This window comes from Achromobacter sp. ES-001, from assembly GCF_019448355.1.
GTDB lineage: Bacteria > Pseudomonadota > Gammaproteobacteria > Burkholderiales > Burkholderiaceae_B > Achromobacter > Achromobacter spanius_B.
The window spans coordinates 4,300,114-4,316,336 of the sequence record NZ_CP079940.1; the positions used below are offsets into that span (position 1 = coordinate 4,300,114).

Consider the following 16,223-nt stretch of genomic DNA (forward strand, 5'->3'; position numbering starts at 1 on the left):
ATCCTCAGGCAAGCACCATCAGGCAAACCTCTTCAGGCAAACCCCCAACGCGTCTATCGGAGCATCCGCCATGACCCAGGAAACCATCGACCACTATGTGCGCAGCGCCTTGGCGCTGTCAGGCTACGCCTTGCGCGAGGCCGCCACGGCCGAAGTCGTGCAACAGTTCTCGCGCATTCATGACATTGCGGCCAGCTTCGTCGACGAGCCCCTGCCCGTTGAACTGGAATCCGCATCGGTGTTCCGTCCGTGAGCGGCCCCGCCATCGACATCGCCCGCCAGGTCGCCAGCGGTGAACGCAGCGCCCTGGCGGTGTTGGACGCCACCTTGGCCCGCGTGCGCGAACGCGACCCCGCGTACAACTGCTTTACCGCCGTGACCGAAGCCCGCGCGCGCCAGGAAGCCGCCGCCATCGACGCACGCCGCGCGCGTGGCGAAGCATTGCCGCCGCTGGCAGGCGTGCCCTACGCCGTCAAAAACCTGTTCGACATCGCTGATGAAGTGACCTTGGCAGGCGGTCGCGTCAACGCCGCCAATCCGCCCGCCGCGCAAGACGGGCGACTGGTCGCGCGGATGCGGGACGCCGGCGCGGTCCTGATCGGCGCCTTGAACATGGACGAACACGCCTACGGCTTCACCACCGAAAACACGCATTACGGCCCTTGCCGCAACCCGCACGACACCAGCCGCATCGCAGGCGGGTCCTCGGGCGGCAGCGCGGCCGCCGTAGCGGGCGGGCTGGTGCCGCTGACCCTGGGGTCGGACACCAACGGATCCATCCGCGTGCCGGCCTCGCTGTGCGGCGTCTTCGGCTTGAAACCCACCTATGGCCGCCTGCCGCGCACGGGGTCGTTTCCGTTTGTCGGCAGCCTGGACCACCTGGGCCCCTTTGCCGCCAGCGCCAGCGACCTGGCCGCCGCCTACGATGCGTTGCAAGGCCCGGACCCGGACGACGCCGCCTGCGCCCAGCATGCCGTAGACCCCGTGTTGCCCACGCTAGCCTCGGGCGCGCGCACATTGCGCGTGGCCGTGCTGGGCGGCTACTTCGCCGACTGGGCCGGCCCACAAGCCCGCCGCGCCGTCGAGATCGCCGCGCGCGCGCTGGACGCCACCGCCATCGTCGACATGCCCGGCGCCACGCAAGCGCGCGCCGCGGCCTTCATCATCACGGCGGCCGAAGGCGGCGCGCTGCATCGGCGCAAGCTGGTCACGCATTACGACTACTACGAACCCTATTCGCGCGACCGCCTGGTCGCCGGCAGCCTGGTGCCCGCCGCGTGGGTGCAGCAGGCGCAACGCATCCGCCACCGCGTCTACCGCGAGGCCATGGCGCTGTTCGACCAGTACGACGTGCTGATCGCGCCCGCCACGCCCGTGGCCGCCACGCCCATCGGCACCGACTGGCTGACGCTGGCCGGCAAGGAACTGCCCGCGCGAGCCAGCATGGGGCTGCTGACGCAACCCATCTCATGTATCGGCCTGCCCGTCTGCACCGCGCCCACCTGGCCCGAGACCGAACACGACGGCCACTTGCCACTGGGCGTGCAATTGATCGGCGCGCCTTGGCGCGAAGCCGATTGCCTGGCCGCCGCCTACGCGCTGGAACAAGCCGGCGCGGCGCGCGTGCGCCCGGTCTGAGCTTTCTTTTCATCGCCTTCCGCCACCGTCCGACCGTCCCACCACTCGACATCCAAGGCCCGCTATGGAATCCGCATTCGCCGCCATCGACATGCCCCGCACCCTGGCCGACACGGCCTACGGTGCATTGAAACGGGACATCCTGGATTTCCGGCTGGCCCCGGGCGATCGCTTTACCGAAACCGAAATCGCGGACCGGCTGCAAGTGAGCCGCACGCCGGTGCGCGAAGCGCTGTTCCGGCTGGAGCGTGAAGGCTATCTGGAGGTTCGGCAACGCAACGGCTGGCTGGTCAAGCCGTTGGACTTCAATACGCTGGACCACTTCTACGAACTGCGCAGCGTGCTGGAAACCGCCGCGGTCCATGCCCTGTGTTTGCCGGCCCAGGGCCCCGATCCGCTGCGCGCGCTGCAATCATTGGCCGACACCTGGCTGGTCGCGCCAAGCGACCGGTCCAGCGACGGCGAATGGCTGGCCGACCTGGACGAACGCTTTCATATCGACTTGGTGGCGGCTGCCGGCAACCCGGAGATTGCACGCGTGCATCGCGCGGCCACCGAGCGCATCCGCATCGTGCGTCGCCTGGACTTCACGCTGCAAGACCGCATCGACAACACTTATGAAGAACACGGCGCCATCCTGCGCGCCGTGCTGGCCCGCGACGGCGCCGCCGCTGCACAGCTGCTGCAAGCGCATATCCGCGACAGCCAAAGCGCGGTGCGAAAGATCACGCTGCACCGCTTGTATTCCACCCGTCCCGCCAAGGCGGCGTGACGGGTGCTCGGCATCACCCCGCCCGCAGCCACCGTTGCAGCACCCGAGAAATCACCGGTATGCAGATGAACACCATAATCGGCGTCAATATCACGCTTGTGATCAAGACGCGCCAGAACACCGGCAGCACGCTCAAATGCTCGCTGACCAGAATCGAGAACACCAGCAGCACCGGAAAGTATGCCAGCCAGATGCTCACCGCTTGCTTCCAGCGCGGCGGCGCGCTGGCGGCCTTCGGCGCAAACCAGCCGTCCGTGCCTTTGACGCGGTGTTCATGGCTGGCCCGCACCAGGTTCGCCCCGCGTTCCAGCCACATGCGGCGCGGCAAGGATTTTTCCCACCGCAACAGGCTCGCCTCGTCGGTGAAGCGCAGCACGATCTGGTACTGATCGCCCCCTTCAGGCGGTTGCAGCACTCCCGATCCCAAAAATCCAGGAAACCCCGCCGCCAGGATTTCGCCCTGGCGCATCCAGGACAGAAAATCGCTATAGCGTTCGGGCGCGATATGGCGCGTGACCAGCATGGTGACCGGGGCGGAAACAGCGGAACTGGACATGACGGAACTCCTGGGCAACGGTGTAGCTTGTTATGCAGTGTTAACCCTAGCAATCCCCGTGCCAGCCTTGCGGTGCAGCATTCCCCTGGCGTGAACGACATCAACGCGTTACGCGCCGAAACTTGCGCACCGCAACACACACCATATTGGTGATTACCCCTACACAACGCACCATGCCGGTGCATGCGGAGAAACAGAGATGGACATCAATTTGCCGGACGTCGTGGCCGAGGTCACCGCCGCTTTCGAGCGCTACGAAACCGCGCTGGTGACCAACGACGTACAGGAACTGGACACGCTGTTCTGGAACAGCCCCCACACCTTGCGCTACGGCGCCGGCGAAAATCTGTACGGCTATGAGGCCATCCGCGAATTCCGCGCCGGACGCTCGCCGCAAGGCCTGGCACGGCGCGTCCTGCGCACCGCCATCACCACGTATGGCACCGACTTCGCCACCACCAACATCGAATTCCAACGCGAGGGCAGCGACCGCATCGGCCGCCAAAGCCAGACCTGGATGCGCACGCCCGCAGGGTGGCGCGTGGTGTCGGCGCATGTCAGCCTGATGGTGTGACCCGTTGAAGGGCGACGCGCGGCCGCGGCGCTGTCACCGACATGGCGCGCGCGGCCAAGCCGCTGGCCTGCTCTGCCGCAGGACAGCGGGGCTCGCATTAAGACATAACGCGACAATGATTGAGCGCGTCGCCAAGCAGGTCTACACTGGCTTTTCCCTTTCCCGTTGGAGCATTTGCCCATGAGCACCTACAAAATTGCAGTTTTCGTCGGCAGCCTGCGTGCCGCCTCGATCAATTTGCGATTGGCTCGTGCGCTGGAAAAGCTGGTTCCCGCAGACTTCAAGTTCGACTACGTCAGCCTGGGCGACATCCCGCTGTACAACCAGGACAACGAAAACAATCTGCCCGCCCCCGCCGCCAAGCTCAAGCAACAGATCGCCGACGCGCAAGGCCTGCTTTTCGTGTCGCCCGAGCACAACCGCTCGCTGCCCGCCGCGTTGAAAAACGCCATCGACTGGGGCTCCCGCCCTTGGGGCCAGAACTCCTGGCCGGGCAAGGCCGCCGGCATCGTCGGCGCATCGCCCAGCGCCGCCGGCACGGCGATGATGCAGCAGCACTTGCGCAACATCCTGGCCGCCGAAGGCGCCATCGCGCTGACCACGCCGGAAGTGTTCCTGCAATATTCCGACGGCCTGATCGACGACCAATACACGATCACCAACGAAGGCACCCGCAAGTTCCTGCAAGGCTGGGTCGACCGCTACGTGGACTGGGTCAAGAAACTGAACACCTGATTGCCGCCGCAGCCGGCAGGGCCACGCCCACCGGCGCCGATCGCCCGATCTACCTCCGGGCGATCAAGCCCCCTGACACGTCGGGGGGCTTTTTTTTGCGCCGCGTTTGTGGGGGCTGGCGCCGGGGCATGACTAGATGAGCCAGATTTGACCCGATCGAGCCAAATCTGGCCCGCTATAAGTCGTTGATAAGACGCAGGTTATTTTTAATCGAGTCAAATCTGGCTCGATTTCTCGTGAAAAGCGGGCGTTTTCCGGGCATGGCACGCACCGCATGCCACTACAAGTCCGCCAATTTCGCCGCAAGCCATTGATATCGCGCGTCTATTTTCAAGATTCGGTTTCATGGCACGGATGTTGCATTGCTCCGATGCGGCCAGGCTGCGGCGTGTTCGCGTCGAGCGCCGTCTCGCCCCCCTTCGGTCCTGAACGAGACCGCGGCGCTGGCCGCCCTCCCTTTTTCAGAACCGGAATTATGGCAAACCAAAGACCTTTACTGGATAGACCATATCGGGGGTGGCAACGCGATTTAGCCGCCCCCATGGACGGCGAGCGCGCTGAAGTCCAGCCCCATCATGCCCCTACACTCAACGCGCTCAACGACGCCTATCTGGAGATTTCCCGTCGCTCCACAAAAATGCGCGGGCTATTAATGTTCTTCGCCATCTTTCCAATCTGCTTCACCTTAGCTGTGCTGGCTATGGCGTGTAGCAGCTGGGAGCACGGCATCGTCTTCTCGTTGCAAATCCTGGCACCGGGCATCATGACCGGCGCCATGGCATACCACTGCATACGCATAGACACCGCCATCCCGCGCGACGAGCCGGTTCGTTTTAACCGTTTACGCCGAACCGTATACGTGTACAGCTTTGAACACGTCTGGTGGAATCCATTCGCGAAATGGCAGGTCACCACGAAATCCTATGATTGGACCGACCTGCGTGCCGAAGTCTGGCGGCAACGGGGGGCCACCGGGCAAGGCGGCTTGATGATTTCGTGGGGCGTATCCGTGGCCGTCGTCAAGCCCGGTACAAACCAAGTCATCGACCGGTTTCCCTTAAGCGTCTACCAGGACGAAGGCAGTTCCTGGGATTACGTGCGCGCCTACATGCAGTACGGGGTCGACGCCGTGCCACCCGTACGAGAATTCAACGACCCTAACGAAGTGCCGTCCCACAACCTGGCGCTTCGTCTGGCGCCGAAGGTCGAATGGCCGGCTGCGATGGATGTGGAATCGCGGACGGGTCCGGCCTGACCGGGGGGTTTGCGACACGCAGCACCGCCCGCACCCTCGACGCCATAAATACTTATCCCCGCCATCTGTGGAGAAGGCTGAGGACAGTATTGGGGCACAGTCAAAATCCCCTGCCCCGCCAAGCACTTGCGTGTGCTGATCAAACAATGCGCAATCGTCCTTTTGGATGAGTTTGGGCGAAGTTATCCCCGAAAGTGCTGTATGTCTGCACAGCGGTCATCAAGGCGGGAGCCGATTGTGGGTCTTGTCCCAGCATTCTGTGGAAAAGCATGAGGACAGTTTGAGGGCAGGTGCAAAAAGCGTATGCAGATCAATAACCTGCATGGCGTGGTCAATAAAGGCTCAATGGGGGACTGGATGGCACCGAGTTGTCCCCGGCAAATGTGGATAAGGCTGAGGACAGTATGCGGGTAGTCTCGAAAAAGGCTTACAGGCCAAGCACTTGAGAGCAGCGGGCAATAAACGCCCAGCCGCTGCCCAGCCGGCGCGACGCGGGTCGTGTCGCGTGCCGCGCCGCAAAACGTGGGGATAAAAGAAAAGGCTTGTCCCCATGGAATGTGGACAAGCCTATGAACAGTCGGATAACAAGCCCAAAAACTCCTTGTCCGACAAGCACTTGCAGGCGCTGGTCAAAGAACGACCAGCGCGCGGATTACTCGTCTCCTTCGAGACGCATGCCGATTTTCAAACCGACCTGCCAATGGGCCACCTTGCCGTCCTTGATATGGCCGCGCACTTCAGTGACTTCAAACCAGTCCAGATTGCGTAAGGTTTCGGATGCGCGCTCGATCGCTTTGGCGATCGCGTCATCGGTTGAGGTGGTGGAAGATCCCACCAGTTCGATTTGCTTGTAGACATGATTCGACATAGCTCGTCTCCGCTAAGGGGGTGAGTCGTGAATCGACGGTCTGTGGCCCGTGTTCCGGCGCTTACGACCGGCAATCCATTCGAACACACAGGATAACGCCGCGGCGCTATCGTGGTGTTACGAGTTCCGTCGCGTGGTCTCGACTGGCGACGGAGCCCGCTCCCGCAACCCAGCAAGGAGATCACCATGCCTGAACGGAAAACCCTGGAACGCGCGAAGAAAGACAAGCGAGAAGGCAAGGCCGCATCCACGCAGGCCGGAGAATTCGTCCGCGAGGAAATCGAGCACGTGCGCGAAGGCAAGCACGGTGTACGTTCCACCAAGCAAGCCATTGCCATCGGACTGTCGAAAGCGCGTCGCGCGGGCGTGAAGGCCACGCCGTCGAAGAAGGCCAGTGCGGCGACCAAGCATCGGGCGAAAAAGGATACCGAGGCCGCGCACGACGGGCATGCCAAGTCGTCCACGCGTTCTCACGCAACGACCAAGGCGTTGAAGAAGGAAAGCACTAAGCCCGCGTCGCGTTCGGCCTTGTCGCATCACGCCAGCAAGTCGGCGGGCCGCCGCACAGCCGCCGACCGCTCGGCAGCAGCGAAGAAGGCCGCCGCAACCAAGGGCGCGGCCGGCCGTTCCGCCGCCGCGAAGAAGGCGGCGCAGACTCGGGCCAGGAACAAGGCCGCATCGGGGTCGCACCACCGCGCGGCGCATTAGGCCTGCTGCCCCGCCGCCGCAACCCGCGTCGCGCTACCCCGCGTCGAACTGCCGAAAGCGCTCTTGCAGAAACTCGCGCAGGCGCTTGACGGCGGGGGACAGCAACATCCGGTGCACGCAGAGCAGGTATAGCGGTGAGGGTTCGGTGGCGTAGTCGGGCAGCAGCGCCACCAAACGCCCGGCGCGCAAATCGCGCAACACGTCGTAGCGCGATTTGTACGCCACGCCCTTGCCCGCCAGCGCCCAGCGGCGCACCAGATCGCCGTCGTCGCCCACCCGGTCACCCTTGATGGGTACCGTCATGGCGCTGCCTTCGTGTTCGAACGCCCAGCGGTCGTGCAGCGTTTCGCCCAGCACGAACGACAGGCAGTTGTGCTCGCGCAGGTCTTCGGGTTTCTGGGGCACGCCGTGCCGCGCCAGATAGGCGGGTGACGCGCAGACGACGCGGCTGTTTTGTTCGGCCAGCGGCAGCGCCACCAAGGCGGAATCGCTGGGCTTGCCGTAGCGGATGGCGATGTCCACGGGCTGGCGGTACAGGTCGGCCAAGCGGTCGCTGATGCGCACTTGGAAGCTTACGCGCGGATGCTGGGTCTGGAAATCATCCAGCCAGGGCAGCAGCACGTGGCGGCCCAGGTCGGACGGAATGGAGACGGACAGCGTGCCGGATATCGCCGTCTTGTCGCGCGCCATCGCGTTCTTGCCCGCCTCCAGCGTGGCGATGGCCGACCGCGCGTATTCCAGATAGCGCTCGCCGTCCGCCGTCAGCCGCAGGCTGCGCGTGGACCGCACGAACAGGCGCGCCTCCAACGTCTGCTCCAGCCGTTTCAGCGCCGCGCTGGCCACGGCGGGCGACACGTCCAGTTCGCGCGCGGCGCCGGAAAAGCTGCCGTGATCGGCCGACGCCACAAAGATCCGCAGGTCTTCAAACCGCACCATGGTCGACTCATTTTCAAAAAATTATTGAAACTGAGTGCGATGCTAGCCGGTTTTTCATGCCTGTGAACTGGGTAATCATGGTTTCGTTTTCAAGCCTGTCCTGATCTCTACTGGAGCTGACACATGAACATCGAACTGAATGGCAAAAAGGCGCTGGTCACCGGGTCATCCGGCGGCATCGGCCTGGCGATTGCGTTGGGCCTGGCCGAAGCCGGCGCCCAAGTGGTGCTGCACGGCCGCAGCGCCGACAAGCTGGCCCAGGCGGCGGCCGCGATTGCACAGAAATTTCCCGCCGCCAAGGTCACGACCGTGCAGGCCGACCTGGCCACCGCCGATGGCGCCGCGTCCATCGTGGCGGCCCACCCCGACGTGGACATCCTGGTGAACAACGCCGGCTTCTTCGCCCCCAAGTCGTTCACCGAAATCACGGACGACGACTGGCAGCACATGCTGGACACCAACGTCATGAGCGGCATCCGGCTATCGCGCTACTACCTGCCCCGCATGATCGCGGCCAACTGGGGCCGCATTGTGTTCATCTCCAGCGAATCGGCGGTGCAGATTCCGGCGGAAATGATCCATTACGGCGTTAGCAAGACGGCGATGCTGGCCGTGTCCCGGGGCCTGGCCGAGCTGACCGCCGGCACGGGCGTCACCGTGAATGCCGTGCTGCCCGGCCCGACGCGCTCGGAAGGCGTGTCCGACTTCTTCGCCGAAATGGCCAAGGAACAAGGCGTGTCGCAAGACGAGATGGAACGCGACTTCATCGCCCAGCACCGCCCCACGTCCCTGCTGCGCCGGCTGGCGACCGTGGATGAAGTGGCCAACATGGTCGTCTACGCGTGCTCCACCCAGGCCAGTGCCACCAACGGCGCCGCGCTGCGCGTGGACGGCGGCGTGGTCCGCTCCATCCTTTGATCTCACCCCATCACAACGAAAACCCGAGCCACCGATATGAAAGCCATTGCCTACTTCAAGAACCTGCCGGCCGACCAGACTGACGCCCTGCAAGACATCACCATCGACGAGCCCACCCCCGGCGACCACGACCTGCTGGTGGACGTGCACGCCATTTCGGTGAACCCGGTCGACGTGAAGATCCGCGCCAACCGCGCGCCCAAGGACGGCAAGCCCGAGATCATCGGCTGGGACGCCGCCGGCGTCGTGCGCGCCGTGGGCGCGAAGGTCAGCCTGTTCAAGCCGGGCGACCGTGTCTGGTACGCCGGCGCCATCAATCGCCCCGGCGCCAACAGTGAACGCCATGTGGTGGACGAACGCATCGTCGGCCACATGCCCAAGAGCCTGGACTTTGCACAGGCCGCGGCGTTGCCCTTGACCACCATCACCGCCTGGGAACTGCTGTTTGACCGGCTGCGCGTGCTGGACAACGCCGCCCCAAGCCAGGGCAGCCTGCTGGTGGTGGGCGCGGCGGGCGGGGTCGGGTCCATCCTGGTACAGCTGGCGCGGCAACTGACGGGGCTGACCGTGATCGGCACCGCGTCGCGGCCCGAGACGCAGGCCTGGGTGCGCGAACTGGGTGCGCATCACGTCATCGACCACAGCAAGCCGCTGGCGCAAGAGCTCAAGCGCATCGGCGTGCCACAGGTCAGCCACATCGCCGGCCTGACCCATAGCGACAAGCACTTTGCCCAGCTGGCCGAAGCCATCGCCCCGCAAGGCAAGATTGCGCTGATCGACGACCCCAGCGCCATCGACGTGCGGTTGCTGAAGGGCAAATCGGCGTCGCTGCATTGGGAGTTCATGTTTGCGCGTTCGCTGCACAACACGCCCGACATGATCGCGCAGCACGAATTGCTGAACCAGGCGGCCCGGCTGATCGACGACGGCACGCTGCGCACGACGCTAGGCGAGCACTACGGCAAGATCAACGCTGAGAACCTGCGCCGCGCCCATGCCTTCATCGAAAGCGGCAAGGCGCAGGGCAAGGTCGTCCTGGAAGGTTTCTGACGCCCTTCGCAGAACTGTTCTGCGCAAAGATGGGGTAATCGGGAAGTCCGATAAAAATTATCATCGACTCCTGTGACAACCCAAGGCGGGCGGCCCAGCGCCGCCCGCCGCCCCTGTCGCCACGCTGACAATACGCTGACCCGGCCCACAGAAGGCACGGACATGCACGGCGGCGGGATCAAGGAGAGAGACAATGTTCAAGCTCACGCGCCGCGGCTTCCTCGCGGCCGGCACCCTCATGATGCTTGCGCGGCCGTTGCGCGCCGCCCCCAAGCCCGTGACCCTGATCGTGCCCTACGCGCCCGGCGGCCCCAACGACAACTTCGCCCGGCTGCTGGCCGAAGGCATGAGCGCGCAGTTGGGCGTGCCGTTCATTGTTGAAAACAAGCCCGGCGCCAACGGCATCATCGGCGCCGCGCAAGTCGCGCGCGCCCCCGCCGACGGCAACACGCTGCTGATGGGTGGCTCGGGCCCGGTGTCGCTGAACGTCTTGCTGCGTCCCAACCTGCAATACCGGTTCGACAGCTTCGCGTCCGTGGCGATGATGTTCGATGGGCCGTTGACCATCACCGTGCCCGCCACGATGGGCGTCAATTCCATTGCCGAGCTGGTCGCCTACGCCAAGAAGGAAAACCGCGCGCTGACCTATGGCTCGCTGGGTCCGGGCAGCGTCACCGACTTGTACGGCTTGATCCTGGCCAAGACGCTGGGCATCCCGCTGACCGCCGTGCCCTACAAGAGCACACCGACCAGCTTGATCGACCTGATCACCGGCCGCAACGACCTGTCTTACATGACGCCCATCGCGCTGGCCGATCACCAGAAGGCGGGCGCGGTGAAGATCCTGGCGCTGACGACGGATCAGCGCGACCCCGGCCTGCCCGATGTGCCGTCGGTGGTTGAGCTGGGCTATCCGCAGTTAAAGGCCAGCTACTGGACCGCGCTGCACGCGCCCAAGGGCACGCCCGCCGATTTGATCCAGGCGTATTCCGCCGCGGCGATCAAGACGGTTCAAGCCGAGAGTTTTCGCCAAATGTTGGTGGCGAACGGGCAGACCGAAAAGGCCGGCGGCCCGCAAGCGCTGGACGCGCAGTTGGAAGCCGACCGCCAATACTGGGGTCGCGTCATCCAGGAAAACCATATCGTGCTGGATTGATCAGAGGCTTGCCGCCGCGTAGCCGGCGGCAACTTGCGTTTCAACAGCAGCAAAAAATGCCCGCCGACATGGCGGGCATTTTCCTGGACGCGGCCCTTGCCTATTGAAGCCGGACGGGCGCGATGCGATGCGTGGCGGATTTGAAGTTGATAACGGGCTGCGCTTCGCGGCACGTCGTCTTGCGGATTTTGCCCACGATCAGATCATGCGTGCCCAGCACTTCGGTGCAGACGATATCGCATTCGATGCTGGCCAGCGCATCGGGCAGCACCGGCGTGCCCTGCTCATTCATCACCCAGCCGCCTTGCGCAAAGCGCGCCATGCCTTGCGGCTGGCCCAAAAACGCCTGCATGACGGCCTCGTGTCCTTCACCCAGCACATTGGCCACAAAGCGGCCGTGGCGCAGCAAGGGCTCGCGCGCGGACGAGGTCTGCTGAACGAAGAAGCCGACCATCGGCGGGTCGGCCGAGATCGAGGTCAGGCTGGACACGATCATGCCGGCCACTTGATCGCCCTGCCCCGTGGTGACCGCGCTGATGCCGGCGGGCAGCGAACGCATCGCCGCCTTGAAGTCGTCAACCGACACCACCTGGTCATGCTCGTTGACCACCATGTGCGCGCGGATGTCGCCGCGTTCGTCGACCCATCCGTGCCGGGCCGCGTAGTCGACCATGGCGGAAAAATCCGCTTCCCATTTCGGGTCGCCCGCATGCTGCGACAAAAAACGCAGCACCGATGGCGACAGCCGCACATGGCGCTCGTCTTCGCGTCGCCCGACGCGGGCGATGGCGTGTTCCAGGCGGTCACGCGGCTGCGGATCGGCCAGCACGTCCAGCCGCCGGAAGTCCGACGGATGCCGCAGCGTGATCGCCCCCGCGTTGCTCAGATAGATCTGCATCTTGCACTCCTTCAGGCCACGGCCGTCGTGCTGCCGACTTCCTTGCGGATGGCCGGAATGATCTTGTCGCCCCACAGCTCGATCTGCTTGAGCATCGTCTTCTGATCGAAGTCGCCCAGCTGCGTCTGCAACGCAATGTGCTTGGGCCGCAGGATGCTGATCTCTTCCAGCATTTTGTCGATCACTTCATTGACCGAGCCCACCGGCAGGTTCTTGCGCAGCTGCTCGAACGTGGGATCGTTTTCAGACGGCACTTCCTTGACCATGTAGCCATCGTCGCTTTGCGCGCGGCGGAATTTCAAGCTTTCGGAAATGCGGCGTTGAAAGCGCGCGCAGTCCAGGTACGCGTCGATCTCGGCCTTGTTGTCCGACGCGTAGCCACAGCGCAGAAAGCCGAACTTCACATCGCGGTCCAGGTCGCGACCGTTGTCCTCGGCCACTTTTTCCAGCCTGCCGCGCAGCTCGGAAATGGCCTCGTTGCCCTTGAGCAGCGCCGTGACGAACAGGTTATGGTTTTCGCGCACGCCACGGCCCAGCGTGACCGGGTTGCCGGACGTGATCCACAGCGGCGGCATCGGGTCCTGCAAGCAGCGAACGGCGATCGAGCTGGGCGGTATCTTCAGGAATTGCCCGTCGTGTTCAAAGATTTTCTGCGTCAGGCCCTTGGGAATCACGTCCAGGAATTCGTTGAAGATCGCGCCCGAATCCGCGATCTGCACGCCGAAGCGTTCGAACTCGAATTCCTGATAGCCCGAGCCCACGCCCAGGTCCAGGCGGCCATTGGAAACGGTGTCCACAAAACCCACTTCGGCCAGGAAGCGCGCGGGGTGATACAGCGGCAGAATGCACACCGCCGTGCCCAGGCGTATGCGCTGCGTCTTGGCCGCCGCGTGCGCCACCGTCATCAGCGGCGAGGGCGACAAGGAGTAGTTGTTGAAGTGGTGCTCGGCGTACCAGGCCGCATCGAAACCGGCCTGCTCCGCCACCACGGTTTGCTCGATGGAGTTGTTGATGACTTGCTTTGAGGACTGGTGGTAACCTCGCTGCTGCGCCAGAATGAACACGCCGAATTCCATAATGTCTCCTCATTGATTGCTTGACGTTCTGAGGAAATTCTAGAGGCCGGCAGTCATCGGGGAAATACAGGAAATGCGGCGTTCTGTGCTGCGTAAAGTGGAGGAATGATGGACAGGCTGCGCGCGATGGAGCTCTTTCTGTCGATCTCCAAGACCGAGAGTTTTTCTGAAACGGCTCGGCAGTTCGGGGTGTCGGCAACGTCGGTATCCCGCATGATCACCGAGTTCGAAAACGAGTTGAACGTAAAGCTGCTGCTGCGTTCGACCCGGCAGGTCGTGCTGACCGAAGCCGGCCAGGAATATGCGCAACAGCTTGAGTCCATTCTGTGGAACATCAACGAGGCGCATCGCAACATCACCGAAATCCGCGCCGCGCCCAAGGGCATCCTGCGGGTGCATTCGCGCATGATGTTCGGCCTGGGCGTGCTGCCGCCGCTGGTGGCCGCGTTTCGCCAGCAGTACCCCGACATTCATATTGAACTGGTGCTGTCCGAAACCAAGGCAGACCTGCGGCGCAACAACTTCGATATCGATTTCCGCATTTCTCCCCCCGTTGAAGCGGGCTTAAAGCGGCGCATCCTGTTCAAGAGCGAACGTTTTCTGGTGGCCTCGCCCGCCTACCTGGCCAAGCACGCCGCGCCCGCCCGGCCCGCCGATATCGCGCAGCACGATTGCCTGGCCTACCTGCTGCCCGGCGATCAATATTGCTGGCGCTTCAAGCAGGATGAAGCGATTGAGGAAGTGCTGATCAAGCCGCGCCACGTGACCAACAACGGCGTCGCGCTGCTGGAACTGGCGCTGCTGGGTGAGGGCATTGCGCTGTTGGATGACTACACCGTGCACAACGATATTTCGCGCGGCACGCTGGTGCGTTTATTCCCTGATTATCACGTCACCAATACGACCTTCGAAGAAGGCATGTACGCCACCATCCTGGACACCGCGATGATCCCCGTGAAGATCCGGCTGTTCCTGGATTTCGTGGCCTCGCATGTGTCGGGTTCGGCGCTGCGGTTCACGGCGTACAACAAGACGGCCGCCGCCGAAAGCCCCTGATAAGGGGCGATGCATCAAGGGCGTTGCATCAAGTGCGTTGCATTATGGCCGAAGCATCAAGGCCGAATGCATCAAGGCCGAAGCATCAAGGCCGAAGCATCAAGGCCGAATGCGGCATTGCCCGCGCGGCGCGCCCACGACGCCCGCGCCCCGAACGCGCAGCAAGGCTCCATCCAGCGGCCCCGTGGCTGTCAGCCGGCCGCTGTCGCTGATGGTCGTGACGAAGATATCCGACAAATCCGGGCCACCGAAACATAGCGATGCCGGATGCGCCACCGGCAGGTCGATGCGGCGATCCAGCTTGCCCGCCGCATCGAACCGCGCAATGGCCGCCGCGTGCACCAACGCAGTCCACAAGCCGCCCTCGCGATCAAAGCAGCAGCCGTCCGGGGCCGAACCGAGCGCATCGGTATCGATGAATACCTGCGGGGACAACAACCGGCCCGCTTCCTCCATGCGATAGCGAAACCCCTTGCGTTGCGCGCTATCGCACACATGAAAATGCCTGCCGTCCGGATGCATGACCGGGCCGTTCACCACGCCCAGCCCTTGCGCGATGCGGCTGACCCGGCCGCCCGTATCCACGCGGTACAAACCGCCCAGCGCCGCTTCGCCCTCTTGCCGATGAACATGCATGGTGCCGGCCACGAAGCTGCCATCAGGCAGCGGCGCGCCATCGTTCAGCCGCAGGTTGGGGTGGCTGTCGTCAATGCGCCCCAGCGTGCGCGTAGCGCCGTCGTTCAGGCTGACCAGCGCAAAGGTTTCTTTCAACGCCACGATGATGCTGGCGCCGCCGTTCAGCGCAAACGAGCCCACCGGGGCGGGCAAGCGCCATTCACGCGTCGCACCGTTTTCCGGATCGATCCTCAGCAACTGCCCGCTGCGGCAATCCAGCATCCACAAGCAATTTTCGGCCGCATCCCACACCGGGCACTCGCCCAGCGCTGCGCGAACCGTGCCGATACGCTCGATCTGCATGTGCCGACCGCCCCTGTTCTGCTCGTCCGGCGGACGAATTCCCAAACCATGGTATCGGCTTGCGCGGCGCGGGAATATGCCGTTTTCGTGCAGAACACAACCAACATTTTTGGCCTGAATCCTGCGCAATACCCGTCCATATAATCCAAAAAAAACCGGCCACCCCGCGCTGAAAACGGGGCAAGACCGGTCCATCGGACTCATGGAGACACGTCATGCAGCATGCCATCGGCGCCCTGCGCGCCCTCGCTTTTTCCCCAATCAACAAGGTGCCCGCATGAGCGATGCCACCGTCACGTTGGAAGTCAACGAAGGGGTTGCGCTGGTCACGCTGAACAGCCCGCCCGTCAATGCGCTGAACCGCGCCATGCGCCGCCGCATCGTCGCCATCTTCGACGAAATATCCGAGCGCGACGACATACGTTGCGCCGTGCTGACAGGCCAGGGAAAAGTGTTCTGCGCCGGGGCGGATTTGAAAGACCGACCCAACGCCGACATCGCCGGCGACTTTCTGGAGCACAACCGCATCACCCGCGAAACCGGCAACGCCATCAAGGAATGCGCCAAGCCGGTGATTGCCGCGGTGAACGGCGCGGCGCTGGGTGCGGGGTTGGGGCTGATGGCCGCGTGCGACATCATGTACGCGTCCGACAACGCCACCTTCGGCATGCCGGAGATCAACGTGGGCCTGGCGGGCGGCGCGTCCATGTTGCGCACGCTGGTGGGCCGGTCAACCTTGCGCCGCATGTTCTTCACCGGCCAGCGCCTGAGCGCGCACGACCTGTTGCGCCGCAACGTGCTGGAAGACGTGCTGCCGCCCGACCAGTTGCTGCCCACGGCGCTGGCGCTGGCGCATGAAATTGCGTCCAAGGCACCGCTGGCCGTCTTGTATGCCAAGCGCGCCGCCAACATGGTGGACCTGATGCCGCAGCGCGACGCCTACCGTTTCGAGCAGGACTTCACGATGGCGCTGGCCAAGACGGAAGACGCCCGCGAGGCGCGCATGGCGTTCCTGGAAAAGCGCCAGCCGCAATTCAAGGGCCGCTGAC

At 63.9% G+C, this 16,223-nt stretch carries 18 protein-coding genes; 12 read left to right on the forward strand and 6 right to left on the reverse strand.

Features of this window, described 5'->3' with window-relative positions:
- Window positions 1-70: 70 nt before the first annotated feature.
- From KYT87_RS19280 to KYT87_RS19290, 3 genes are all read left to right on the forward strand, one after another.
- A complete protein-coding gene (locus KYT87_RS19280; protein ID WP_046804179.1) occupies window positions 71-253 on the forward strand; it encodes a DUF4089 domain-containing protein in 183 nt (60 codons plus the stop codon).
- Window positions 250-1,638 carry an AtzE family amidohydrolase gene (locus tag KYT87_RS19285; RefSeq protein ID WP_219990604.1) on the forward strand — a complete coding sequence of 463 codons (1,389 nt, stop codon included), beginning with the start codon at window positions 250-252 and terminating at the stop codon, window positions 1,636-1,638. Before KYT87_RS19280 ends, KYT87_RS19285 begins: the two co-directional genes overlap by 4 nt.
- Window positions 1,639-1,702: 64 nt before the next feature.
- Entirely contained in the window at window positions 1,703-2,410 is a 708-nt protein-coding gene (locus KYT87_RS19290; protein WP_104144223.1) for a GntR family transcriptional regulator, read from the forward strand.
- 13 nt (window positions 2,411-2,423) lie between these two features.
- Here the strand turns inward: KYT87_RS19290 and KYT87_RS19295 are convergent, their stop codons facing one another.
- The gene (locus tag KYT87_RS19295) at window positions 2,424-2,966 is read right to left on the reverse strand and encodes an antibiotic biosynthesis monooxygenase (RefSeq protein WP_219990605.1); all 543 of its coding nucleotides are present in this window, start codon (window positions 2,964-2,966) and stop codon (window positions 2,424-2,426) included.
- Between the two features lie 199 nt (window positions 2,967-3,165).
- Between KYT87_RS19295 and hpxZ the strand changes: the two genes are divergently transcribed.
- The 3 genes from hpxZ to KYT87_RS19310 all read left to right on the forward strand — a co-directional run bounded on the left by hpxZ (window position 3,166) and on the right by KYT87_RS19310 (window position 5,530).
- A complete protein-coding gene (gene hpxZ / locus KYT87_RS19300) occupies window positions 3,166-3,540 on the forward strand; it encodes an oxalurate catabolism protein HpxZ (RefSeq protein WP_120156407.1) in 375 nt (124 codons plus the stop codon).
- 180 nt (window positions 3,541-3,720) lie between these two features.
- Window positions 3,721-4,275: an NADPH-dependent FMN reductase gene (locus tag KYT87_RS19305; RefSeq protein ID WP_046804184.1), complete on the forward strand. Its 555-nt coding sequence runs from the start codon at window positions 3,721-3,723 to the stop codon at window positions 4,273-4,275.
- 541 nt (window positions 4,276-4,816) lie between these two features.
- The gene (locus KYT87_RS19310) at window positions 4,817-5,530 is read left to right on the forward strand and encodes a DUF6708 domain-containing protein (protein WP_255593309.1); all 714 of its coding nucleotides are present in this window, start codon (window positions 4,817-4,819) and stop codon (window positions 5,528-5,530) included.
- 652 nt (window positions 5,531-6,182) lie between these two features.
- On the opposite strand, the gene KYT87_RS19315 is transcribed toward KYT87_RS19310, so the two are convergent.
- Window positions 6,183-6,398, reverse strand: a complete 216-nt coding sequence (locus tag KYT87_RS19315; RefSeq protein ID WP_050449258.1) for a dodecin — start codon at window positions 6,396-6,398, stop codon at window positions 6,183-6,185.
- Window positions 6,399-6,584: 186 nt separating this feature from the next.
- Here KYT87_RS19315 and KYT87_RS19320 point away from each other — a divergent pair, with 186 nt between their 5' ends.
- Entirely contained in the window at window positions 6,585-7,106 is a 522-nt protein-coding gene (locus tag KYT87_RS19320) for a DUF6496 domain-containing protein (RefSeq protein WP_104145949.1), read from the forward strand.
- A gap of 33 nt (window positions 7,107-7,139) precedes the next feature.
- On the opposite strand, the gene KYT87_RS19325 is transcribed toward KYT87_RS19320, so the two are convergent.
- The gene (locus KYT87_RS19325) at window positions 7,140-8,042 is read right to left on the reverse strand and encodes a LysR family transcriptional regulator (RefSeq protein WP_219990606.1); all 903 of its coding nucleotides are present in this window, start codon (window positions 8,040-8,042) and stop codon (window positions 7,140-7,142) included.
- A 123-nt stretch (window positions 8,043-8,165) separates the two neighbouring features.
- Between KYT87_RS19325 and KYT87_RS19330 the strand changes: the two genes are divergently transcribed.
- The 3 genes from KYT87_RS19330 to KYT87_RS19340 all read left to right on the forward strand — a co-directional run bounded on the left by KYT87_RS19330 (window position 8,166) and on the right by KYT87_RS19340 (window position 11,166).
- Window positions 8,166-8,960, forward strand: coding sequence for an SDR family NAD(P)-dependent oxidoreductase (locus KYT87_RS19330; RefSeq protein WP_046805939.1), 795 nt, complete (start codon window positions 8,166-8,168; stop codon window positions 8,958-8,960).
- Window positions 8,961-8,996: 36 nt separating this feature from the next.
- Window positions 8,997-10,010 carry a zinc-binding alcohol dehydrogenase family protein gene (locus KYT87_RS19335; protein ID WP_219990607.1) on the forward strand — a complete coding sequence of 338 codons (1,014 nt, stop codon included), beginning with the start codon at window positions 8,997-8,999 and terminating at the stop codon, window positions 10,008-10,010.
- A gap of 193 nt (window positions 10,011-10,203) precedes the next feature.
- Window positions 10,204-11,166 (forward strand): tripartite tricarboxylate transporter substrate binding protein, encoded by a 963-nt coding sequence (locus tag KYT87_RS19340; RefSeq protein WP_104145945.1) that lies wholly within the window; start codon window positions 10,204-10,206, stop codon window positions 11,164-11,166.
- Between the two features lie 100 nt (window positions 11,167-11,266).
- Here KYT87_RS19340 and KYT87_RS19345 read toward each other — a convergent pair whose 3' ends face one another.
- Window positions 11,267-12,064: a flavin reductase family protein gene (locus KYT87_RS19345; RefSeq protein ID WP_046805942.1), complete on the reverse strand. Its 798-nt coding sequence runs from the start codon at window positions 12,062-12,064 to the stop codon at window positions 11,267-11,269.
- Window positions 12,065-12,075: 11 nt separating this feature from the next.
- Window positions 12,076-13,140, reverse strand: a complete 1,065-nt coding sequence (locus KYT87_RS19350; protein ID WP_104145943.1) for an LLM class flavin-dependent oxidoreductase — start codon at window positions 13,138-13,140, stop codon at window positions 12,076-12,078.
- Between the two features lie 108 nt (window positions 13,141-13,248).
- Between KYT87_RS19350 and KYT87_RS19355 the strand changes: the two genes are divergently transcribed.
- Complete coding sequence (locus KYT87_RS19355) at window positions 13,249-14,196, forward strand: LysR family transcriptional regulator (RefSeq protein WP_120157569.1); 948 nt, start codon at window positions 13,249-13,251, stop codon at window positions 14,194-14,196.
- 99 nt (window positions 14,197-14,295) lie between these two features.
- Here KYT87_RS19355 and KYT87_RS19360 read toward each other — a convergent pair whose 3' ends face one another.
- A complete protein-coding gene (locus tag KYT87_RS19360) occupies window positions 14,296-15,174 on the reverse strand; it encodes an SMP-30/gluconolactonase/LRE family protein (RefSeq protein ID WP_219990608.1) in 879 nt (292 codons plus the stop codon).
- A gap of 277 nt (window positions 15,175-15,451) precedes the next feature.
- Here KYT87_RS19360 and KYT87_RS19365 point away from each other — a divergent pair, with 277 nt between their 5' ends.
- On the forward strand, window positions 15,452-16,222 hold the full coding sequence (locus KYT87_RS19365) for an enoyl-CoA hydratase/isomerase family protein (protein ID WP_046805945.1): 771 nt from the start codon (window positions 15,452-15,454) through the stop codon (window positions 16,220-16,222).
- The last annotated feature ends 1 nt before the right edge of the window (window position 16,223 follow it).